Origin of the sequence: Parasphingorhabdus litoris DSM 22379 (assembly GCF_020906275.1) — a bacterium.
Taxonomy (GTDB): domain Bacteria; phylum Pseudomonadota; class Alphaproteobacteria; order Sphingomonadales; family Sphingomonadaceae; genus Parasphingorhabdus; species Parasphingorhabdus litoris.
The window spans coordinates 2,097,840-2,120,221 of the sequence record NZ_CP086727.1; the positions used below are offsets into that span (position 1 = coordinate 2,097,840).

The following is a 22,382-nucleotide window of genomic DNA, read 5'->3' on the forward strand; positions in this document are numbered from 1 at the left end:
CCGCATTAGTCGATGCGGTTTCGGCGATTGTTTCGATATTAAAGGTCAGAATAAAGCCTGAGCCGCGGTTGCAGTGACAGGAGCCAGAACCGGAATGGCCAGATAACCAAGAGGAGAAACCGCCAGGGCCATCAGCGCTATCAAACCATTTTCAGTCTTATGGCCGGTCTGAGCAATAGCACCGGCAGGATCATCGAAATAGATGATCTTGACGACTTTGATATAGTAAAAGGCACCAATAACTGAGGCCGCGATACCGATCACTGCGAGTGGGAGCATACCTGCTGCCACGGCGGCATCAAAGACAAGGAATTTGCCCCAGAAACCGAACAGCGGTGGAATACCAGCAAGCGAGAACATGAACACGGCAAAGGCCGCAGCAAGGCCCGGACGAGTCTGCGACAAGCCAGCAAGACTGGATAGAGTTTCAAGCGGTTTGCCTTCAGTATCCCGCATTTCCATAACGCAGATAAAGCTGCCCAACGTCATGGCGACATAAATCACCAGATAGAAAAGCATTGCAGAAATGCCCTGCGCCGTACCCGCAGCCAAACCGATTAAAAGGAAACCGACATTGTTGATCGAACTGAACGCAAGCAAGCGTTTGATATTTTGCTGCCCGATCGCCGCAACGGCACCCAGTACAATTGAAGCCAGCGCTACGAATACGATAATCTGTTGCCATGTTGATGTCTGGCTACCAAAGGCGTCGATAATCACGCGCACGGTCAGCGCGATAGCGGCGACTTTAGGAGCGCTCGCGAAAAAGGCGGTGACTGGGGTGGGCGCACCTTCATAAACGTCCGGCGTCCACATGTGGAAAGGCACCGCGCTAATCTTGAACGCCAGCCCAGCCAGAACCAGCACCACTCCGATAAGTGGTCCGGTGGACAATTTTCCGGTCAGCGTGTCGCCAATAACCGAGAAGCTAGTGGATCCCGCAAAACCATAAACAAGCGAAATACCGAATAACAACATCCCGCTGGCCAAGGCGCCGAGTACGAAATATTTCAAACCGGCTTCTGATGAACGCACATCATTTCTGACAAAACTTGCCAAAACATAGGCGGAAAGACTGTTGAGCTCCAACCCGATATAAAGGGTCATCATGTCAGCCGCGGACACCATCATGCCCATACCGATTGTCGCAAACAGGATCAGTATCGGATATTCCGGACGATAAGCGCCCCCGTCCTTGAAAAAGCGTGGGGCCACGATCAGCGATATAATCGCAGCGAAATAGATCAACAGTTTCGCAAAACTGCCGAAACCATCCATACGATAGAGGCCGTAAAACGCGTCTCCGCCAAATTCAAAAGATGGGTTTGTCAAAAATTCAAATGCATAAGCAGATGCTCCAAATAGAGCAGCAACCGATAAAATTGTGATCAAGCGCGCAGATTTAGCGCCGCCCCAGGCAGCGACCAACAACAAGATCAAACCACTGACTGCAAGAATGATCTCGGGCAGCGTGAATATCAGTGAAAGCCTGTAATCCATCAGTGCGACTCCCCATGACTGGCTTCGGCCCCATGGCCTTTGGTTGCCGCCTTCGCTTGACCCATTTTCAAATGCGCATCCCCCTCCGGCGCGGCGCGATCAATTCGCGCGACCAGTGTACCTACATCTCCGCGGATCGGTGCCAAAAAGCTTTCCGGATAAACACCCATCCACATGACTGCAGCTGCGATAGGTGCCAATAGCGCCATTTCACGAGCAGATAGATCCGGCATTGCCTTCACGTCATCATGCACCAGTTCACCAAAAGCGACCCGGCGATAGAGATAAAGCATGTAACCGGCGCCCAAAATAATACCGGTCGTTGCAACCAGCGTGACCCAGCTATTCACCTTGTAAAGACCGACTAGCGATAGGAACTCACCAACAAATCCGCTGGTGCCGGGTAGACCAATCGATGCCATAGTGAACAGCATGAACAGCAGCGCATATTTTGGCATGTTGATCGAAAGCCCACCGTAACGGCTAATTTCTCTCGTGTGCAGGCGATCATATATCACACCAACACACAGGAAGAGTGCGCCCGATACCAGACCGTGACTGAGCATGACAATAATCGCACCTTCAATGCCCTGACGGTTGAAAGCAAACAGCCCCAAAGTAACAATCGCCATATGGGCGACCGAAGAATAGGCAATCAGCTTCTTCATGTCCTCTTGCACCAGCGCAACCAATGACGTGTAGATCACCGCAACCATGGAGAAGGCGAAAATCAACCAGATAAACTGCTCGGATGCTTCCGGGAACATGGGCAGCGAAAAGCGCAAGAAGCCATAGCCACCCATTTTCAGCAATACGCCCGCCAAGATCACAGAACCGGCGGTCGGTGCCTGCACGTGGGCATCGGGCAACCAGGTATGTACTGGCCACATCGGCATTTTGACGGCAAAGCTCGCGAAAAAGGCCAACCAGAGCCAGGTTTGTGCTTCCGGCGCAAAGTCATAGTTGAGCAGCGTGGGAATATCGCTCGTACCAGCATCCTGCACCATCCACAGCATCGCGATCAGCATCACAACGGAGCCCAGCAACGTATAGAGGAAGAATTTGTAACTGGCGTAAATCCGGTTGGTGCCACCCCAGATACCGATAATCAGATACATCGGGATCAAGCCTGCCTCGAATAGAATGTAAAACAGGAAAATATCCTGCGCTGCAAACACACCGATCATCAGCACTTCCATGAACAGGAATGCCGCCATATATTCGCCGACACGCTCCTTGATCGACTCCCAGCTGGCACCGATACAAATTGGCATTAGGAAGACCGTGAGCATGATCAGCATCATCGAGATGCCGTCTATGCCGAGCGCCCAGGCAAAATTGCCAAACAGATCAATCCGCTCAACATATTGCCATTGCGGACCGCCAATATCGTAATTGGCCCAAAGAACCACTCCGAGCGCGAAGAGCACCAAGGTTGTCACAAGCGCCAGCAACCGGGCTGCATGGGCACCCAAGAACAGGCAAATGATGGCCGCCAGCATGGGCAGCCCCATCATTAGCGACAGGATCGGGAAATCAAGCTGGTTCATCAGTTCGCCCCCCGCACAATAAGCCAGGTGACAGCAGCCGCCAATCCGAGCAGCATAACAAGCGCATAGCTATACAGATATCCGGTCTGGAACCGTTTCGCGATACCCGAACCAGCAGCGACAACAGCCGCGACACCATTGGGGCCAAAGCGATCAATCGTCCCCTCATCACCGGTTTTCCAGAATAATCGTCCGAACCAGAAAGCCGGGCGTACAAAGATGAGATCATAGAGCTCGTCAAAATACCATTTGTTGAAGAAGAAATTATAGACAGGCTGAAATGTCGAAGCGAGCCGCGCCGGGCGATCTTTGCCACGGAAATAAAGCTGGAACGCAGTAATCAATCCAATGAGCATCGCAAATGTTGAAGATAGTTTGACCCAATAAGGCACCTCATGGATCGCATGCATTAGATGCCGATCAAAAGCCAAGCTACCAGCCCAGAAGCGGAATCCTTCGGTCGCATCAATAAACTGGTTGTGGAACAGAAAGCCTGCTGCAATCGCCCCAAAACCAAGCACGCCCAACGGGATCAACATCGACATCGGGCTTTCATGCGGATGATAACCGCCGGTTGAGTCTTCGGCCGTCTCGGGCGTTTTGTGCACGCTATGTTGAATATGCTCAGACTGGATCCAGCGCGGCGTGCCCCAGAATGTCAGGAACATCAGACGCCAGCTGTAGAAGCTAGTGAGCAAGGCCGCCAGAACACCAATGGCAAAGGCAAATTGCCCAGTGCTTGTGCCACTCGCAAATGCAGCTTCGATAATGGCATCTTTGGAATAGAAACCGGCAAAACCGCCAAGACCAACGATCCCGACACCAGTAATTGCCAATGTACCCGCTATCATCGTCCAGAAGGTCAACGGTATTTCTTTCCGGAGACCGCCATAATAACGCATGTCTTGCTCGTGATGCATTGCATGGATTACCGAACCCGCACCAAGGAACAGAAGCGCCTTGAAGAAAGCGTGGGTAAACAGGTGGAACATCGCCGCGCTATAGGCACCAACACCAGCAGCAAAGAACATATAGCCGAGCTGTGAGCAGGTCGAATAAGCAATCACACGCTTGATATCATGCTGGACCAGACCAACCGTCGCGGCAAAAATCGCGGTACAGGCACCGACCACGGTCACCACCGTCAACGCTACATCGCTGGTTTCAAACATGGGTGATAAGCGGCAAACCATGAATACGCCAGCGGTGACCATCGTCGCGGCATGGATCAAAGCAGACACAGGTGTCGGCCCTTCCATCGCATCAGGCAGCCAAGTGTGCAGTCCCAGTTGCGCTGACTTGCCCATCGCACCGATAAACAATAGCAAACACAGAATCGTCATCGTATCGAGCCGCATGCCCGCAAAAGTAATGGTCGATCCTGCCATCGCAGGCGCCGCTTCCAGAATTTCCGGAATGGACACGGTACCGAACACAAGAAATGTTCCGAAAATACCGAGCATGAAGCCAAGGTCACCGACCCGGTTGACCACAAAGGCCTTTATCGCCGCCGCACTGGCGCTCGGCTTTTTGAACCAGAAGCCGATCAGCAGATAGGAAGCAAGACCAACGCCTTCCCAACCAAAGAACATCTGCACCAGATTGTCGGCTGTCACCAGCATCAACATCGCAAAGGTAAAGAGCGACAGATAGGCGAAAAACCGCGGTTGGTCGGGGTCTTCATCCATATAACCCCAGCTATAGAGATGGACCAAAGCTGAAACCGTGGTCACCACAACCAGCATAACAGCGGTCAGGGCATCGACCCGCAGTGACCATTCAAAATTGAGATCACCGGACTGCACCCAGGTCAGCACTGGCACTACTTCAGCAGCGCGAGACAGCAAGATATAGTCGATAAAGATCGGCCAGCTCAGCGCGCAGGAAACGAACAAAGCCGCGGTCGTAACAAATTTCGCGGGCACATTGCCAATCATGCGATTGCCAAAGCCTGCGACGATTGCTGCCAGCAAAGGCAGGAAAACGATAAGCTGGATCGTCAAGTCCCTAACCCTTCATCCGGTTGACATCGTCAACGGCGATCGTGCCGCGCTGACGGAAATAAATGACCAATATGGCGAGCCCGATGGCTGCTTCACCAGCAGCCACAGTTAGGACCAGCATCGCAAATACCTGACCTGTCATATCGCCAAGAAAAGCACTGAATGCGACCAAGTTGAGGTTTACAGCGAGCAAGATCAGTTCAATTGCCATCAAGATAATGATGATATTTTTGCGATTCAGAAAAATGCCGAGCATTCCCATCACAAACAAGATGGAACTGACCACCAGATAATGTTCTATGCCGATCATAGCTCGACCCCCTTGCCTACCTCGGGCTGTGTATTGCGCGTGGCGTCTTCCGGACGCCGATTGACCTGCTCTTGAATGTTCTGGATCCGTACACCGCCACGTTTGCGATTGGTGAGGACAATGGCGCCAACCATGGCGACCAACAAGATCATGCCAGCGGCTTCAAACAAGAATACATATTTGGTGTAAAGCAACGTGCCCAGCGCCTCGATATTTGAAGGCCCGCCCGCTGGAGGTCCAACCACCGCATTGGCTTCACCCATGCCTTCAGATGACCAGGACAGAGCACCAAAAATGATAAATTCTGCCGCTAATATGATTGCCAGCAACAAACCCAGCGGCAGATTTTTCATAAAACCAGCGCGCAGTTCAGCGAAATCGATGTCGAGCATCATAACAACGAACAGGAACAGCACCGCGACTGCACCAACATAGACAATGACCAACAAGGCCGCGATAAACTCCGCACCCACCAGCAACATCAGGCCAGCGGCGTTAAAAAACGCCAAAATCAGCCACAAAACGCTGTGCACGGGATTGCGCGCAAAGATACAAAAGGCGGCACTGGCGATGACGACCGATGCGAACAGATAGAAAGCAAATATTTGCATTATAACGGTTTCCGTAACCCCCTTAGAATCCTGTCAGCGCCTTAACGATAGGGCGCGTCGGCGGCAAGGTTGGATGCGATCGCTCGCTCCCATTTGTCACCATTTTCAAGCAATTTGGCTTTGTCGTAGATTAGTTCTTCGCGTGTCTCGGTCGAATATTCAAAATTCGGCCCCTCAACAATGGCATCTACCGGACAGGCTTCTTGGCAGAAACCACAGTAAATACATTTGGTCATATCGATGTCATAGCGTGTCGTACGGCGGCTGCCATCGTCGCGTGGCTCGGCCTCGATTGTGATCGCCTGTGCCGGACAGACGGCTTCACATAGCTTGCAAGCAATACAACGCTCTTCTCCATTGGGATAGCGGCGCAGCACATGTTCTCCCCGGAACCGCGGCGAAATCGGGTTCTTCTCATAGGGATAGTTGATCGTCTTCTTCTTTTTGAAGAAATATTTCAGCGTCAATGCGTGCGCTTTTAATATTTCCCAAAGCGTAAAGGCTTTTATGGTTTGTGCGATGCTCATAGCGGCCACCCAAATTTATCGATCATTACATATCCGCTGACCAGAAATACCCAGAATATGCTGATCGGTAGGAAGACTTTCCAACCCAGACGCATGAGCTGATCATAACGGTAACGCGGTACTGTGGCCCATGCCCAACTGAAGATGAAAAAGAAGACGAATATCTTCAAGAAGAACCAGATAATGCCAGGCACAGCATAAAGCGGTTCCCAATCAACTGGCGGCAACCATCCGCCCCAGAACAGGATAACGTTAAGCGCACACATCAGCAGGATGTTGGCATATTCCCCGAGCCAGAACAGCGCGAAGGACATGGACGAATATTCGGTCTGATAACCCGCGACCAGTTCGCTCTCCGCTTCGGTCAGATCGAAGGGCGCGCGCGCAGTTTCCGCCATCGAGCTGATCAAGAACATGACCGCCATCGGAAAGAGCAGCGGATTAAGCCCATAAGCATTCACCGCTCCAAAAATATGCCCTTCTTGCGCTTTGATAATCTCATTGAGATTGAACGTACCAGCAAACAACACCACCGATATCAGGATGAAGCCAATCGAGACTTCATAGGAAATCATCTGTGCGGCCGCACGCATGGCCGAGAAAAACGGATATTTAGAGTTACTCGCCCAACCGGAAATCACAACACCATAAACGCCAAGCGAGCTGATCGCGAGAATGTAAAGCACACCAATATTGATGTTGGAGAGGACCATTTCCTCGCTAAACGGAATAACCGCCCAGGCCAGCAAAGCGACCGTGAATGTAATAATCGGCGCTAGCAGAAACAGGCCTTTATTGGCCCCGGATGGAATGATGGTTTCCTGAAGGAACACTTTCAAACCATCGGCGAAGCTCTGCAGCAGACCGAATGGCCCAACCACATTGGGGCCACGACGCAGCGCCACGGCCGCGATAATCTTGCGGTCAACATAGATGATCATCGCCACGGCCAGCAACAGCGGCAGCGCAATCAACAATATCAGCGCCAACGTAGCTACAAACCAGCCAAGTTCGGGGCCGAGAAAAGTCGATTGGAGATATTCGGTCATTCCGCGGCCTCCAGCATATCATCACCATGCAGCAATTCGGCCGAACAGCGCTGCATTGTAGCGCTGGCGCGAGCGATGCTGTTGGTGAGGTAGAAATCCTTGATCGGATGGACGCCCTTCCCTTTGGGTTTGTCGGCCAATCCCGCGGGTGGTGACCAATCAAAGGACACAAGACCTTCTTCCGCCATTTCCGGATGATCCTTGTACATTTTGCTGCGCAGCTCTTCAAAACTGTCGAAGGGCAGCGTCTTGCCCATCACATCAGACAGAGCCCGCAAAATGCTCCAGTCTTCCCGCGCATCGCCGGGAGCAAAAATCGCCTTGTTGGAGCGCTGTACGCGCCCTTCCAGATTGACATAAGTGCCGTTTTTCTCGGTATAGGCTGCCGCTGGCAGGATCACGTCCGCTGCATGAGCGCCCGCGTCGCCATGATGCCCGATATAGACTTTGAAGCTCTTATCAAACGGCGCATAATCCATTTCGTCAGCACCAAGCGAAAAGAGCAGTTTCGGCTTTTTCGCTGCAATGGCCTTGATCCCTCCATCATAGGCATAGCCAAGCATCAACCCGCCGGTGCGCGAAGCACCGATATGCAGCACGTTGAAACCATTCCAGTCATCTCGGATCAGCTTGTATTTCGCTGCCAGTTTCAATGCTGCGCCATGCGCGCCTTCGACACTCAATGCGCCTCCGCCCAGGATGAGCGCCGGTTTCTCGGCATCTTTCAAGGCATCCGCGGCAGCCTTGGGCAACTTGGCCAGCAAGCCCATATCATCGCCGAGCCATTCCACCGGATAAGTCTGATCCGCCTCTGGTCCAATGCCAAAGACTTTTGCGCCGCCCTTACGAACAGCTTTACGAATACGCGTGTTGACCAGCGACGCTTCCCAGCGCGGGTTGGTCGAGACCAGCACGATCACATCGGCTTCTTCAATGCCCGCAATGGTCGTGTTGAAATTGACCGCCGCGAGATTGGATACGTCATAAGACAGGCCGGTCTGACGCCCTTCGAGCATATCGGACCGCATGGATTTCAGCAACCGCTTGGTCGCATACATGGTTTCGCAATCCACCAGATCACCGGCAATGGCTGCGACGGAACTGCCGGCCTTGACCGCCGCAATGGCTTCAAAGGCTTCGTTCCAACTGGCGGGAAGCAATTTACCATTCTGCCGAATATAAGGCTGGTCGAGACGGCGCTTCATCAGCCCGTCAATCGCGTGACGTGTCTTGTCAGTCGCCCATTCCTCATTCACATCATCATTAACCCGTGGCAGAGCGCGCAGCACTTCGCGGCCGCGGCTATCGATCCGGATATTGGTGCCGACACCGTCCATGACGTCGATGCCCATGGTCTTGGTCAGCTCCCAAGGGCGGGCCTCAAATGCATAAGGCTTGCTGGTCAGCGCGCCGACCGGACATAGGTCAACGACGTTGCCGCTCAATTCGCTATGCACGGCGCCTTCAAGATAGGATGTGATCTCCATCCCCTCGCCGCGTCCAATGGCGCCGATTTCTTCCACGCCAGCGACTTCTTCAGCAAAGCGAACACAGCGGGTGCAATGAATACAGCGGGTCATGATCGTCTTGACCACCGGCCCCATATATTTCTCGGTTACCGCGCGCTTATTCTCATCATAGCGCGATCCGCCCTTACCATAGGCCATGGCCTGGTCCTGCAAGTCGCACTCGCCGCCCTGATCGCAAATAGGACAATCCAGCGGGTGGTTGATGAGAAGAAATTCCATCACCCCTTCACGCGCTTTCTTGACCATTTCACTATCGGTGCGGATTTCCTGTCCCTCGGCAGCGGGCAGCGCACAGCTCGCCTGCGGCTTCGGCGGTCCGGGCTTAACCTCCACCAGACACATGCGGCAATTGCCAGCGATGCTCAGACGCTCATGATAACAGAAGCGCGGAATTTCCTTACCGGCAAGCTCAGCGGCCTGCAGCACGGTTGCGCCCTGTGGAACCTCAAGTTCGACGCCATCTACGGTGACTTTAGGCATTGGGCGTATCCTTGATTTCTTCCGGCGAAATCAAATTTCTTTGACCCGTCAAATGACCCCGCATTCTAAGGTGAAATCCAAATCTTTTCACCAAAGATACCGCAGCGGCCTCGCTGCCTGCATAAATAGCATTCTTTTTGTGATGCTTTTCTTTACCAAAATCAGGATCAGCTAATTCATAGAGGCCTCTACTGTCATGGTCCGGCCAATATTTTTCAACTTGCCCCACCAATCTGCCCGACTTGTGAATGCGATCTCTGTAAACAAGGTGTTTCACTCCGCCGCCTCCATTACTGGCTCAGCACCGCTATTCTCGCGAATCCGCCGCTCCAACTCTGGCCGGAAATGACGTATAAGCCCCTGAATTGGCCACGCCGCAGCGTCGCCCAATGCACAAATCGTATGCCCTTCGACCTGCTTGGTCACTTCATGCAGCGTATCGATTTCTTCAATCGTTGCATCGCCATCACGTAGGCGTTCCATGACGCGCCACATCCAGCCTGTGCCTTCCCGGCAAGGCGTACATTGACCGCAGCTTTCATGTTTGTAGAAATAGGACAACCTTGAAATCGCGCGGACGATATCGGTAGACTTGTCCATGACAATCACCGCTGCCGTGCCGAGGCCCGATTTTAGCTCCGACAAGCCGTCAAAATCCATCGGTGCATCCATGATCTGCTCGGCAGGCACCAGAGGCACGGACGAACCACCCGGAATAACCGCGAGCAGATTGTCCCACCCGCCGGTAATGCCGCCGCAGTGTTTCTCAATCATATCACGGAACGGGATCGACATGGCTTCTTCAAACACGGCCGGTTTTTCAACATGGCCGGAAACCTGGAACAATTTCGTGCCCTTGTTATTCTCCCGCCCGAAACTCGCAAACCAGGGCGCGCCGCGCCGCATGATGGTCGGAACAACCGCAATGGATTCCACATTGTTGACAGTCGTTGGGCAACCATAAAGTCCTGCTCCGGCAGGAAATGGCGGTTTCAGCCGCGGCTGGCCTTTTTTGCCTTCCAGGCTTTCGATCATCGCGGTTTCTTCACCGCAGATATAGGCGCCTGCACCGCGATGGACGAAGACGTCGAAATCATAGCCGGATTTGGCCGCATTCTTGCCAATCAACCCAGCGTCATAGGCTTCCTTGACGGCCGCCTCCATGACCTTGGCTTCCATGATATATTCGCCGCGAATATAGATATAAGCCGCGCGAGCCCGCATGGCGAAACCGGCAATCAAAGCGCCCTCGATCAGCTTGTGCGGATCATTGCGCAGGATTTCACGGTCCTTGCAGCTGCCGGGTTCGGATTCATCGGCATTGATGACCAGAAAGCTCGGTCGCCCATCCGGTGACTCTTTCGGCATGAAGGACCATTTCAGGCCGGTCGGAAAACCCGCACCGCCACGACCGCGCAGGCCGCTTTCCTTCATCTCGTTGATAATCTTGTCATTGCCGCGCTTGATGATATCGGCGGTATTGTCCCAATCGCCGCGTTTCTGCGCAGCCTTCAAGTCCCATGACTGAAAGCCATAGACGTTGGTAAAGATCCGGTCTTTGTCCTGGAGAAAGTCAAAAGCCATTATTTCTTACTCCTGCGGCCCCAAAGACCACCCGCAACCGCAATGGCGACAACTGCCAGCGCAACCCATCCTGCATATCCGTCGAGCAGCATCTTACCACTCCTCCCGATAGTCATGATTGGCCTTGACCATCTCTTTCAGGACAACCGGACCGCCTTTGGGTTCACTGGTCTTACGACCGATTTGTGAACCGACCGGAATCTCTTTGCCATCGGCAAGGTCTTCGAGGATCCGTGTCATGATATCGTAATCGAGATCTTCGTAATTATCGTCGTTAATCTGGACCATCGGGGCGTTGGAGCAATTGCCCATGCACTCAACTTCGGTCAGCGTGAACAGGCCATCCGGTGTCGTTTTGCCCTTGGCCATGCCTTTATTCTTGCAGGCCGCCATCACGTCGTCGCTGCCGCGCAGCATGCAGGGCGTGGTGCCGCAAACCTGAACATGGAAACGGCCAACCGGCGCGAGATTATACATGGTATAGAAGGTCGCGACTTCATAAGCGCGCATATAGGGCATGTCTAAATAAGCGGCGACATATTCGATCACCGGAACCGGCAGCCAGCCCTGTGTTTCGGTATCCGCGCCAACCTGACGCTGGGCGAGATCAAGCAAGGCCATAACCGCCGATTTCTGGCGCCCTTCCGGATATTTTGCGATCTGCCATTTGGCGAGTTTTTCGTTCGCTGACGTGAATTTGAAATCGCCCCACTTGGCGCGCACTTCAAGTTCATCAGGTATGTTTGGAGCTTCAGCCATCTACATCACTTTTGTTTCGCGTATCAAAACGCGCTTCCCCGATTTCGTCCCAATGTTTTGAGAAATATATGTTTAACCAGAACCCGGCGACAATGATGCCCACCGTCATCGTCAACAAGATGATATTCCAAAGCATATTTGCCGGCTGCCACAATTCCCAGAGCAACATGATAGCCACGATCACAAAGACCGTAGCGCCCATGCCGAGGCGCCATCTTTTTGATGTGTCAGGAGCATCAGCCATGGCGCAATCTCCGCTCGAGATACCGCCCCGCATAAAGCCCGACAACCGCCGCGAAGGCGGTCGACAGCGTTTCCTTGAGGCTCACCTCTCCGTGAAACGCCACAAGATAACCCGCCACAAGTGACGCAAAGCCTGCGAATGCCGCAATAAAAATGATGATCTCGCGACCAATCACCGATCGCACTCCCCGAACACAATATCCATCGCACCCAAAATGGCCGTGGCGTCAGGCAGCATATGCCCTTTGGTCATGAAGTCCATCGCCTGCAAATGCGAGAAGGCCGTTGGGCGGATCTTGCAACGATAAGGCTTGTTGCTGCCATCGCTGACAAGATAGACGCCGAACTCCCCTTTGGGACTTTCGGTTGCAACATAAACTTCGCCAGCGGGAACGTGAAAGCCTTCGGTATAGAGTTTAAAGTGATGGATCAGCGCTTCCATCGATTGCTTCATTTCACCGCGCTTTGGTGGAACCACCTTGCGGTCAGTGCTCGCGACCGGACCATCGGGCATCTCGTTCAAACACTGCCGCATGATACGCGCGGACTGACGCACTTCCTCAACCCGGACCATGAAACGGTCATAGCAATCACCACGCGTTCCCACCGGTACGTCAAATTCCATGCGGTCATAAACATCATAAGGCTGCGACTTGCGGAGATCCCAGGCCACACCGCTTCCGCGGATCATCGGGCCCGAAAAGCCCCAACGCACTGCGTCATCTTTTGAAACCGTGGCGATATCCACGTTACGTTGCTTGAAGATACGGTTGTCTATGACGAGACTCATCGCGTCTTCGAAAAAGGACGGAAATTCATCCAGCCAATCAGCAATATCAGTGAGCAACTTCAGCGGTACATCCTGATGCACGCCGCCGGGCCGGAACCAGGCGCTGTGCATACGGGCACCGCTAGCCCGCTCAAAAAAGGCCAGACATTGCTCGCGAATTTCAAACACCCAGATATTGGGGGTCATCGCGCCAACGTCCATGACATGGGCACCGATGTTGAGCATATGGTTGCAGATGCGCGTCAGTTCCGCGAACAAAACCCGCAAATATTGTCCGCGCAATGGCACTTCAAGATCGAGCAGCTTCTCAATAGCCAGCACATAGCTATATTCCATGGCCAGCGGGGAACAATAATCCAGCCGGTCGAAATAGGGCAGAGCCTGCAAATAGGTTTTATGCTCGATCAGCTTTTCAGTGCCGCGATGGAGCAGACCAACATGAGGATCTACCCGCTCAACAACTTCGCCGTCCAGCTCCATCACCAGCCGCAAAACGCCGTGTGCTGCGGGATGTTGTGGACCAAAGTTGATTGTGTAATTCTGGATTTCCAGATCACCAACGGTGGGATCAGCCTCGTCTGCTATGCCATCCATTTCATCGAGATAATCAGCCATTATGCCTTGGCTCCCTTATCATCACCATCTTCCGACTTTTCATCACCGGGCAAGATGTAGTCCGCACCTTCCCAGGGCGACATAAAGTCGAAGCTTCGGAAATCCTGCGCCAGCTTCACCGGCTCATAAACCACCCGCTTGGCTTCTTCGGAATAGCGCATCTCGACATAGCCGGTGAGCGGGAAATCTTTGCGGAACGGGTGCCCCTGAAAACCATAGTCGGTCAGGATGCGCCGCAGATCCGCATTGCCGTCGAATAGCACGCCGTAGAGATCAAACACTTCCCGCTCGAGCCAGCCAGCCACTTCCCAAATATGGGTTACTGTCGGCACCGGCATGTCTTCGTCGGTTGTTACCTTCACCCGAACACGATGGTTTTTGGTCAGGCTAAGCAGATGATAGCAGACCTCGAAACGCTCCGGCCGATCCGGATAGTCAACACCGGCTATCTCAACGAGCTGCTGATATTCATGCTTGTCCCGCAATTTGGCCATCACATCGGGCAATTTTTTGCGATCAACGGTGAAGCTGATTTCATCATAGGCCTCGACCGTATCAAGGACGGCCGCGCCCAGGGATTTCGCGAGAGCGGCAGCAACGCCTTCGTTGCTGGACATGGTTGGAGCCCCGTTTGCCATATTAACGCTCCAACGTCCCGATGCGGCGAATTTTGCGCTGCAACTGCATTACACCGTAAAGCAAAGCTTCGGCTGTTGGCGGACATCCCGGCACATAAATATCCACCGGCACGATCCGATCACAACCGCGCACCACCGAATAGCTATAGTGATAATAGCCGCCGCCATTGGCACAGCTGCCCATGGAAATGACATATTTGGGTTCTGACATCTGGTCATAAACCTTGCGCAAGGCTGGTGCCATCTTGTTGCACAAAGTACCCGCCACAATCATCACGTCCGACTGACGCGGACTGGCGCGCGGCGCGATACCAAAACGCTCCATATCATAGCGCGGCATATTGACGTGGATCATCTCAACCGCACAGCAGGCGAGACCAAAGGTCATCCACCAGAGCGAACCGGTACGCGCCCATTGGAACAGATCTTCGGTGGACGTGACAAGAAAACCCTTGTCATTCACTTCCGCGTTCAGATCTTTGAAAAACGCTTCATCTGGCTGCGTATTTGGGGCCATTGGCGTACCATCCGCATTCAGGATAACGTTGCTGCCAGTTTCTACTCCCAATCGAGCGCTCCCATTTTCCATTCGTAAATAAATCCTACCGTCAGGATTATGAGGAAGATCATCATCGACGACCAGCCGATCCAGCCAATTTGTCCCAGGGAGACCGCCCAGGGAAACAGGAAGGCTGCCTCCAGATCAAAAATGATAAAGAGAATAGCAACGAGATAAAAGCGCACGTCAAACTGGCTGCGCGAGTCTTCAAAAGCGGGAAAACCGCACTCATATTCGGACAGTTTTTCAGGATCCGGGCTATGTGTCCCGGTCAGTCGTGACACACCCATGGGTAGAAAAACAAAAAGGGCAGACAGACTGAGGGCCACTGCAAGAAAAAGCAGGATCGGGGCATATTCGGAAAGATCGACCACAAAAGACTCGTTTCTCTAAAATTCTGGGCCGCTTTTAGGGACAGGCTGGCCATGCTGCAAGGGCCAAATGGCTCGAATTGGCGCTATCTATCGCTGACTACATGGTTAGAGTAGCGACTTGGCGAGAATTTTGTGCAGCTTGGTATGAAGCGCCTCGTTTGCAGCCAGTATTTCACGCTGTCCGATAGGTTGATCGCCGCCGGTATAGTCGCTCACAAAACCTCCGGCTTCGCGTACCATCAATATCCCCGCAGCGACATCCCAAACTTGCAGATCCGCTTCCCAAAAGCCATCATACCGGCCCGCTGCCAGCCAGGCGAGATCAAGCGTTGCAGCACCATTGCGGCGGATGCCAGCGACTTGCGGTGCAATCGCTCCAAAAATGCGAGACCAATCGGAAAGATCGCCATGTCCCTTGAACGGGATACCGGTGGCGATCAACGCATCCGATAGCTCGCGGCGCGCGGATACGCGCAAACGCTTGTCGCCAAGATACGCACCGCGATCCAGTTCTGCCCACCATGTGTTATCATTCAAGGGCTCATAAATAAGGCCGCTGGTAATCTTGCCCCAGCCTTTGCCATCATAGGATCGTTCCTGCACAGCTATGGAAATTGCAAAATGTGGAATGCCGTGGAGAAAATTGCTGGTGCCATCCAGCGGATCCACAATCCAGCGTGGTTTGCCCTCTTCACCTTCGATCATGCCGCCTTCTTCCAGAACGAAACCCCAGCCGGGACGCACTTTTGACAGCTCGTCATAAAGGATACGCTCCGACCGCATGTCGGCTTTGGACACGAAGTCCGCGGGGCCTTTTTTGGAAACCTGCAAATGCTCCACTTCACCAAAGTCGCGGCGCAGACGCGATCCCGCCTTACGAGCGGCGCGTTCCATGACGGTAATAAGGGCAGAATGTGCAGGCATTTCAAAACTCCACCCCTCCCAATCAAGGGAGGGGATAAGGGGTGGGATATGAGAAAGCTGACTTAGTGCCAGCTTTAAATTTCCGGGATGGTGCAATTCCACCCCAATCCCTCACTCTAGGCAAGGGACTTAAAGGCTAACTAAGCTTTACCAACATATTCGCGGGCATAAACATCGACAATGATCCGCGTACCAGCCGAAATAAATGGTGGCACCATGACGCGCACACCATTGTCCAGAACAGCCGGCTTGTAACTTGACGAAGCCGTTTGGCCTTTCACGACCGCATCGGCTTCAACGATTTCAGCTTCGATTTGATCAGGTAGCTGAACGGAAATTGGTTTCTCTTCGTAAAGCTCGAGCATCACATCCATGCCGTCCTGCAAAAATTCAGCAGCATCACCGAGCAAATCGTTTGGCAATGTGATCTGCTCGTAATTTTCCTTGTCCATAAAGGTCAGCATATCACCATCTGCAAACAGATATTGAAATTCCTTGGTGTCCAGCCGCACCTTCTCAACCGTGTCGGCGCTACGGAACCGCACATTGGTTTTGCGCCCGTCCACCAGATTCTTCATCTCCACCTGCATGTAAGCACCGCCCTTACCAGGCTGGGTATGCTGAATCTTGGCGACTTTCCAAAGGCCATTTTCATAATCCAAAATATTGCCGGGACGGATATCTACGCCGCTGATTTTCATCGAACATCTCGCTTTCGCTAATCTTGTGTTGCGGCCCTCTATAACGGTCCACGCATATAGGCAAGCGTAGCAAGAACCGGATATGGCGTTTTCATACAATACATATTGCTATGCCCGTTCTACCCGGCAATTGATGGAAGATATCCCTGGCTCGGTGCCAACCGAAGAAATAACTGCTCCCGCTGCGGGTTTGTTTAGCGCGTCGATAGCGCGCGCGCCTTCCGCAGCGCGGCCATCCCTTGGCGGTTTCTTAAGTGAAATTGAGCGCATGCCTCATTTTGGCATGCCTTCCGAAGAGAGTTTCGTGAGAAATTTCCTCGAAAGTCATAAGGGCTATTTCGTTACCAAGCCCTAATTCATCCCTACCTGTCTTTTTCATACAATACGCTGCACTGACATCATTGTAACTAAGCGATATGGCACAAGCAGATACCATCGACCGCTCAGAAAGTTGGCCTATGTCGGACAGGCAAAGAGGCCGACCCGTTGCTGCTGGTCTATTTGGCTATTCCATCCGCGATGGTAGAGTAAGCACCTTCATACCGCTTCCCGGCTATGTAAGAGAATTGGAACAACTTCCCAATTTTACTCTGCCTTCCATGGACCGATTTGTTGCCCATTATGTGACATCGAATCTCGGCGTCACCAGAAGCTCGTCCTGAACAGATTTAGTCTGCCAACAAAATTTCATTAAAGCGCTTTACGGCATGCGCAGGGCCTTTGGGATCGTTCCACACACTACCGCTGACCGCTAGAAAATCAGCACCCGCGTCCACCAGTGCTTTGCAGTTATCCGGTGAAATCCCGCCAATAGCCACACAGGGGATTTCCATCATCGTGGACCACCATTGCAACAGATCGGCTTCGGGCCGGTGATGCGTTTCCTTTGTCTGTGTCGGGAAAAAGGCACCAAAGGCGACATAGTTCGCACCACCCTCGCCTGCCTCCATGGCCAGATGGCGGCTGTCATGGCAGGTAATACCTATCTGCACCTGATCCCCCAGCTGTGCCCGCGCGTCTTTCAGGTCACCATCCCCCTGCCCCAGATGCACACCATCAGCGCCCAGGCGCTTAGCAAGCGCGACATCATCGTTCACGACAAAGGCCACATCATGCGCATCGCATATGTCCTTAAGCGGTTCTGCCAGGCGCACCGCTTCGTCTCGATCGATATCTTTCACGCGAAACTGGAACGCAGCAACCGGTCCGGCTTCCAGCGCAGACCGCAACTGGTCGGGAAAATCACCGCTCGTTTCGAGCGGTGAAATAAGATAGAGTTGGCAACCATAGGTTTCAGTCATAAGGAGGAAGCCGTTTTCCAGAGAGCTCTATAGCCATATCCCCCGCAACTGCTAAAGCATCTGGATCATCTGTTTGCAATTCCAGTTCCTTGATACGAGCGCGGATCCGTTTTTTCTGTTCGCGCTTGGGCAGTTCACCAATCACTATATATTCTTTGATTGCCTTGACCCAAAGTGAGTTTTCACCGCTAACATCCTCGGCGTCTCGTGAAAAAGGGCTGCGATAGAGTTCAAAACTCCCTTGATTTGTATCCTTAAGGAAAAGGACTAGCTTCATCCCTTTCGCAAAAATGTATCTCACGCATCCACCAATCATTGCATCAGGGTTTGGCTCTCTCAATTCCCTCGGATCACTTCTCTTTGCTCTTTGATCAAGGTCAGTTTCCAACCATGCTCCAGGAATTTCGATTTCCTTAGGTAATGCTGATCCTTTTAGAAGAGCATAAGGTCGAGCAATCACACTACCGTCAAATTGATTCTCGCCGACCTTTTTGCCAACGACCTTGGCAATAACAATCACATCTGCAGTCTTGGCCAATTCCAGATTTGTGGGAACTTTGTAGCCTCGAACAACCGAGCAAGCATAAACAGGCGATATGTTTAGACTGCAAGCGGAAACAACAGCCAAAAATAGCGCCAAATTACGAAACAAACCTGTCAAACAACACCTCTCAGACAATTTGAAACCGCGGGGGATTCTAGACCTTAGCCATAGAAGCCGTATGAATCTGATCAATCGCACCACCGAGCGAAGCATCAAATTCTTCGTCGGTCATGCTATGCCGCAGATCCTGTAGCAACGCCCGAGAGAAACTGGCGATCATACCGCGATTTTTGGCCAGCTCTGTGCAAGCCTCATCGCGGGAGAAACCGCCTGAAAGAGCCACAACGCGAGCCACCCGGGGATGATCGACAAGCGGTGCATATAAATTGGCTTCTGCGGGGATCGACAGTTTCAACATCACCTTGCGATCTTCTGGCAGCGCGTCGAGCTGCTTAGTAATTTCTTCCAACAAGATTGCATCGCATTGCATACGCTCTGCGCCCTTGATGTTCACCTCCGGCTCGATCATCGGCATCAGGCCATGGTCCAGAATCTGGCTGGCAACATCAAATTGCTGTTTAACAATCGCTGCAATACCCGTTGGCGAAGCGAGATTGATGACCGAACGCATTTTGGTTCCAAACACGCCTTTTGCCTTGGCCCGCTCCAGCAAAGCGTCCAGTTCCGGCATGGGCTTCATCATCTGAACGCCATCGGCTTCGTCTTCCAGACCCTTGTCCACTTTCAGGAATGGCACCACACCGCGTTCCCAAAGCAAAGTTGGAACAGACCTGCCATCGGCTTCGCCGTCCATGGTTTTTTCAAACAGGATCGCGCCGATTACTTTGCCGCTGCCAAAGCTTGGCGCGGTCACGATCCGGCTGCGCATGCCGTGGATCAGGGCAAACATCTCATCATCATTGGAATAGGCATCTTCTTCAACACCATAGCCTCTCAGCGCTTTTGGCGTAGAACCGCCGCTCTGGTCGAGGGCCGCAATAAAGCCAGCGCCATTTTCGATTTTGTCCATCATCTTCGGATCATGCATGAAGTTCGTCCTTATCTAGTTTGATTGTTCAGCAAGAATGTTGATATCCCGCCATAAGATGCGCTCGTTCGGAACCATGGTTCCATAAAGGTCTTTGTCTTCAACCCCGTCGGGAACGCCGCCCAGACGGGTGTAGAGGTTGCGGGCGCGGTCATTGCCGACAACCACGTGCAGCCATATCGTTTTGCGGCCATTTGCCTTGGCCGCACGGGCGGCTGCGGCGAGCAATTTGCGGCCAATGCCCTTGGATCGGCAGTCGCTGCTAACGTGGAGATTGTCGATATAGGGCATCTCGTCATCCCAGACGGCAACAAAACCCTGTACCTGATCATCTTCAGCCACCAGCACAATGTCCTGCGCGCCAATGTCCATATTGGCCCAACGATCGGCCATCATTTCGGACAGACGGTTATCGAGCAGGTCATCAGACAAATAGTCGCGATAGTTTTCTTGCCAGCTGCGCGCATGGATATCGGCGATTATCGGCCTGTCTTTATCTTCTGCAGGCCGGATGTTCATTTTTGCAGGGCCTTTACGCCCGGCAATTCCTTGCCTTCCATCCATTCGAGGAAAGCGCCGCCTGCCGTCGAAACAAAGCTGAAATCATCGGCCACACCGGCATGATTGAGCGCAGCAACCGTATCGCCGCCGCCAGCAACGGAGAGCAAGGAGCCCTCCTTGGTCAGCGCCGCCGCTGTTTTTGCAAGAGCGACAGTCGCCATATCAAAGGGCGGTGTCTCAAACGCGCCCATGGGTCCGTTCCAGACCAGTGTTTTGCAGGTTTTCAGCACATCGGACAGGGCTTCAACCGCTGCCGGGCCGACATCGAGGATCATTTCATCCTCGGCAACCTCATGCACATTGACGGTGCGCGTTGGCGGGTTGGGTGCAAATTCTTTCGCGACAACCACATCATAGGGCAGATGCACTGTGCAATCCGCTCTGTCGGCCGCGTCCAATATTTCAATGGCGGTATCGGTCAGGTCATGCTCACACAACGATTTGCCAACATCCACACCGCGCGCCGCCAGGAAAGTATTGGCCATCCCGCCGCCGATGATCAGGTGATCCACCTTCTCGACCATTTGCCGCAAAACATCGAGTTTGCTGGAAACTTTCGCACCGCCAACAACCGCCACCACCGGATGCTCAGGGTCACCGAGCGCTTTGTTCAATGCGCTCAGTTCCCGCTCCATGGAACGCCCGGCATAGGCGGGCAGATGATCCGCCAAACCTGCGGTCGTGACATGGGCGCGGTGAGCAGCGGAAAAGGCGTCATTGACGTAAAATGTCCCGAAAGAGGCAATGGCCTTGGCCATGCCCGGATCATTTTTCTCCTCACCCGGCGCAAAACGGCTGTTTTCAACAACGACAACACTACCATTAGGCAACGCATCTATCGTATCGCGATCTGGCATTTGCATGAAGCCGACATCGCGGCCAAGGATTTTGGCAAGAGGCGCGACAACAGGCTCTAGCGAATATTGCATATCCGCCTTGCCTTTTGGCCGCCCGAAATGGGCCAGCAACAGCACTTTGGCGCCGCGATCTGCGAGTTCCGTGACAGTTGGAACAACCGCCTTCAACCTTGTGTCATCGGTTACCTTGCCGTCTGCCATTGGGACATTCAGGTCCACCCGGACAAGGCCGGGCTTTCCTGTCACATCCCCAATATCATCCAGCGTTTTAAAATTGTTGCCAGCCATTGCTCAGAACCTTTCTGTTTAGAGCAAACCTGCCATAACGCCCGCTGTGTCGATCATGCGATTGGAGAAACCCCATTCATTGTCATACCAGCTAACAACGCGAACGAGCTTGCCATCCATGACGGTGGTTTCAAGGCTGTCCACCGAAGAACTGGCTGGCTGATGATTGAAATCGCTGGATACCAGCGGTTTGTCTTCGAAAACCAGAACGCCGTTCATTGGCCCGTCTGCTGCGGCTTTCAGCGCTGCGTTGATCTCCTCTACGCTGGTGTCGCGGCCTGGCGTAAACACCAGGTCCACCAAGCTGACATTCGGTGTCGGTACACGAACCGAAGAGCCGTCCAGCTTGCCGTTAAGCTCTGGAAGCACCAAGCCAACCGCCCGGGCAGCACCTGTGGTGGTCGGGATCATGTTGACCGCACCAGCACGGGCGCGGCGCATATCGCTATGCATCTGATCCAGCATGCGCTGGTCATTGGTATAGCTGTGAATCGTGGTCATGAAACCGCGCTCAATGCCAACCGCATCGTTCAATACCTTTGCAACCGGTGCCAGGCAGTTTGTCGTACAAGATGCATTAGAAACAATGACATCCGATGACGTCAATACGTCATGGTTCACCCCGTAGACGACCGTTTTCAGGTCACCTTTTGCCGGTGCGGAGATCAAAACGCGTTTTGCGCCTGCGTCAATATGCGGTTGCGCCGCTTCGACCGATTGGAAGAAACCGGTGCATTCCAGAACGATATCAATGCCCATTTCGCCATGGGGCAGCTTGCCTGGCTCGCGTTCCGAAGTAACAGCTATTTTCTTGCCGTTGACGATGATGCTATCGCCATCGGCGCTCACTTCGCCCGGGAAACGGCCGTGGACGCTGTCATAACCGAACAAAAGCGCATTGGCGTTCGCATCGGCAAGATCGTTAATCGCAACCAGCTCGAGCCCGCAGTCCGGACGCTCAAGAATAGCGCGGGCCACCAAACGACCGATGCGACCAAATCCGTTAATTGCTACTTTTGTCATAGATGTTGCTCCTT

General features: G+C 53.1%; 26 protein-coding genes and 1 pseudogene. 2 read left to right on the forward strand and 25 right to left on the reverse strand.

The features are described from left to right. Positions 1-45: 45 nt before the first annotated feature. The 19 genes and pseudogenes from nuoN to efp form a co-directional block, all read right to left on the reverse strand. A complete protein-coding gene (gene nuoN, locus BS29_RS10100) occupies positions 46-1,500 on the reverse strand; it encodes an NADH-quinone oxidoreductase subunit NuoN (RefSeq protein ID WP_229953533.1) in 1,455 nt (484 codons plus the stop codon). Beyond that, positions 1,500-3,050 (reverse strand): NADH-quinone oxidoreductase subunit M, encoded by a 1,551-nt coding sequence (locus BS29_RS10105; RefSeq protein WP_229953534.1) that lies wholly within the window; start codon positions 3,048-3,050, stop codon positions 1,500-1,502. The genes nuoN and BS29_RS10105 overlap by 1 nt, the downstream gene beginning before the upstream one ends. Next, a complete protein-coding gene (nuoL, locus tag BS29_RS10110) occupies positions 3,050-5,053 on the reverse strand; it encodes an NADH-quinone oxidoreductase subunit L (RefSeq protein WP_229953535.1) in 2,004 nt (667 codons plus the stop codon). Before nuoL ends, BS29_RS10105 begins: the two co-directional genes overlap by 1 nt. 4 nt (positions 5,054-5,057) lie before the next feature. After that, on the reverse strand, positions 5,058-5,363 hold the full coding sequence (gene nuoK, locus BS29_RS10115) for an NADH-quinone oxidoreductase subunit NuoK (protein WP_229953536.1): 306 nt from the start codon (positions 5,361-5,363) through the stop codon (positions 5,058-5,060). After that, positions 5,360-5,977: an NADH-quinone oxidoreductase subunit J gene (locus BS29_RS10120; protein ID WP_229956852.1), complete on the reverse strand. Its 618-nt coding sequence runs from the start codon at positions 5,975-5,977 to the stop codon at positions 5,360-5,362. Before BS29_RS10120 ends, nuoK begins: the two co-directional genes overlap by 4 nt. Positions 5,978-6,015: 38 nt before the next feature. Next, positions 6,016-6,501, reverse strand: coding sequence for an NADH-quinone oxidoreductase subunit NuoI (nuoI, locus tag BS29_RS10125; protein ID WP_229953537.1), 486 nt, complete (start codon positions 6,499-6,501; stop codon positions 6,016-6,018). Further along, complete coding sequence (gene nuoH, locus BS29_RS10130; RefSeq protein ID WP_229953538.1) at positions 6,498-7,550, reverse strand: NADH-quinone oxidoreductase subunit NuoH; 1,053 nt, start codon at positions 7,548-7,550, stop codon at positions 6,498-6,500. Before nuoH ends, nuoI begins: the two co-directional genes overlap by 4 nt. Next, positions 7,547-9,559: an NADH-quinone oxidoreductase subunit NuoG gene (nuoG, locus tag BS29_RS10135; protein ID WP_229953539.1), complete on the reverse strand. Its 2,013-nt coding sequence runs from the start codon at positions 9,557-9,559 to the stop codon at positions 7,547-7,549. The genes nuoH and nuoG overlap by 4 nt, the downstream gene beginning before the upstream one ends. After that, positions 9,552-9,836, reverse strand: a complete 285-nt coding sequence (locus tag BS29_RS10140; protein ID WP_229953540.1) for a hypothetical protein — start codon at positions 9,834-9,836, stop codon at positions 9,552-9,554. The genes nuoG and BS29_RS10140 overlap by 8 nt, the downstream gene beginning before the upstream one ends. Continuing rightward, positions 9,833-11,143, reverse strand: a complete 1,311-nt coding sequence (gene nuoF, locus BS29_RS10145) for an NADH-quinone oxidoreductase subunit NuoF (RefSeq protein WP_229953541.1) — start codon at positions 11,141-11,143, stop codon at positions 9,833-9,835. Before nuoF ends, BS29_RS10140 begins: the two co-directional genes overlap by 4 nt. A gap of 93 nt (positions 11,144-11,236) precedes the next feature. Continuing rightward, positions 11,237-11,902, reverse strand: coding sequence for a complex I 24 kDa subunit family protein (locus tag BS29_RS10150; RefSeq protein ID WP_229953542.1), 666 nt, complete (start codon positions 11,900-11,902; stop codon positions 11,237-11,239). Next, positions 11,895-12,146: a hypothetical protein gene (locus BS29_RS10155; RefSeq protein WP_229953543.1), complete on the reverse strand. Its 252-nt coding sequence runs from the start codon at positions 12,144-12,146 to the stop codon at positions 11,895-11,897. Before BS29_RS10155 ends, BS29_RS10150 begins: the two co-directional genes overlap by 8 nt. Continuing rightward, the gene (locus tag BS29_RS10160) at positions 12,139-12,321 is read right to left on the reverse strand and encodes a hypothetical protein (protein WP_229953544.1); all 183 of its coding nucleotides are present in this window, start codon (positions 12,319-12,321) and stop codon (positions 12,139-12,141) included. Before BS29_RS10160 ends, BS29_RS10155 begins: the two co-directional genes overlap by 8 nt. Next, positions 12,318-13,550 (reverse strand): NADH-quinone oxidoreductase subunit D, encoded by a 1,233-nt coding sequence (locus BS29_RS10165; protein WP_229953545.1) that lies wholly within the window; start codon positions 13,548-13,550, stop codon positions 12,318-12,320. Before BS29_RS10165 ends, BS29_RS10160 begins: the two co-directional genes overlap by 4 nt. Before the next feature lie 32 nt (positions 13,551-13,582). After that, positions 13,583-14,188: pseudogene (locus BS29_RS10170) on the reverse strand (NADH-quinone oxidoreductase subunit C); the annotation flags it as partial. Position 14,189: 1 nt separating this feature from the next. Next, positions 14,190-14,705: a NuoB/complex I 20 kDa subunit family protein gene (locus BS29_RS10175; protein WP_229956853.1), complete on the reverse strand. Its 516-nt coding sequence runs from the start codon at positions 14,703-14,705 to the stop codon at positions 14,190-14,192. Positions 14,706-14,746: 41 nt separating this feature from the next. After that, a complete protein-coding gene (locus tag BS29_RS10180; protein ID WP_229953546.1) occupies positions 14,747-15,121 on the reverse strand; it encodes an NADH-quinone oxidoreductase subunit A in 375 nt (124 codons plus the stop codon). A gap of 105 nt (positions 15,122-15,226) precedes the next feature. Beyond that, positions 15,227-16,045, reverse strand: a complete 819-nt coding sequence (locus BS29_RS10185) for an inositol monophosphatase family protein (protein ID WP_229953547.1) — start codon at positions 16,043-16,045, stop codon at positions 15,227-15,229. Between the two features lie 140 nt (positions 16,046-16,185). Then, complete coding sequence (gene efp / locus BS29_RS10190; protein WP_229953548.1) at positions 16,186-16,746, reverse strand: elongation factor P; 561 nt, start codon at positions 16,744-16,746, stop codon at positions 16,186-16,188. 82 nt (positions 16,747-16,828) lie between these two features. Here efp and BS29_RS10195 point away from each other — a divergent pair, with 82 nt between their 5' ends. Both BS29_RS10195 and BS29_RS10200 read left to right on the forward strand, forming a co-directional pair. Further along, positions 16,829-17,101, forward strand: a complete 273-nt coding sequence (locus BS29_RS10195) for a hypothetical protein (protein ID WP_229953549.1) — start codon at positions 16,829-16,831, stop codon at positions 17,099-17,101. A gap of 103 nt (positions 17,102-17,204) precedes the next feature. Further along, positions 17,205-17,408, forward strand: coding sequence for a hypothetical protein (locus tag BS29_RS10200; protein ID WP_229953550.1), 204 nt, complete (start codon positions 17,205-17,207; stop codon positions 17,406-17,408). 6 nt (positions 17,409-17,414) lie between these two features. Here BS29_RS10200 and thiE read toward each other — a convergent pair whose 3' ends face one another. The 6 genes from thiE to gap are packed head-to-tail and all read right to left on the reverse strand — an operon-like array spanning position 17,415 to position 22,368. Beyond that, on the reverse strand, positions 17,415-18,047 hold the full coding sequence (thiE, locus tag BS29_RS10205) for a thiamine phosphate synthase (protein ID WP_229953551.1): 633 nt from the start codon (positions 18,045-18,047) through the stop codon (positions 17,415-17,417). Continuing rightward, the gene (locus tag BS29_RS10210; RefSeq protein ID WP_229953552.1) at positions 18,040-18,708 is read right to left on the reverse strand and encodes a hypothetical protein; all 669 of its coding nucleotides are present in this window, start codon (positions 18,706-18,708) and stop codon (positions 18,040-18,042) included. Before BS29_RS10210 ends, thiE begins: the two co-directional genes overlap by 8 nt. Positions 18,709-18,745: 37 nt before the next feature. Next, complete coding sequence (locus BS29_RS10215) at positions 18,746-19,639, reverse strand: fructose bisphosphate aldolase (RefSeq protein WP_229953553.1); 894 nt, start codon at positions 19,637-19,639, stop codon at positions 18,746-18,748. 15 nt (positions 19,640-19,654) lie between these two features. Beyond that, positions 19,655-20,158 carry a GNAT family N-acetyltransferase gene (locus BS29_RS10220; protein ID WP_229953554.1) on the reverse strand — a complete coding sequence of 168 codons (504 nt, stop codon included), beginning with the start codon at positions 20,156-20,158 and terminating at the stop codon, positions 19,655-19,657. Continuing rightward, positions 20,155-21,345, reverse strand: a complete 1,191-nt coding sequence (locus BS29_RS10225; RefSeq protein ID WP_229953555.1) for a phosphoglycerate kinase — start codon at positions 21,343-21,345, stop codon at positions 20,155-20,157. Before BS29_RS10225 ends, BS29_RS10220 begins: the two co-directional genes overlap by 4 nt. Positions 21,346-21,363: 18 nt before the next feature. Beyond that, positions 21,364-22,368: a type I glyceraldehyde-3-phosphate dehydrogenase gene (gene gap, locus BS29_RS10230; protein ID WP_229953556.1), complete on the reverse strand. Its 1,005-nt coding sequence runs from the start codon at positions 22,366-22,368 to the stop codon at positions 21,364-21,366. Positions 22,369-22,382: the final 14 nt, after the last annotated feature.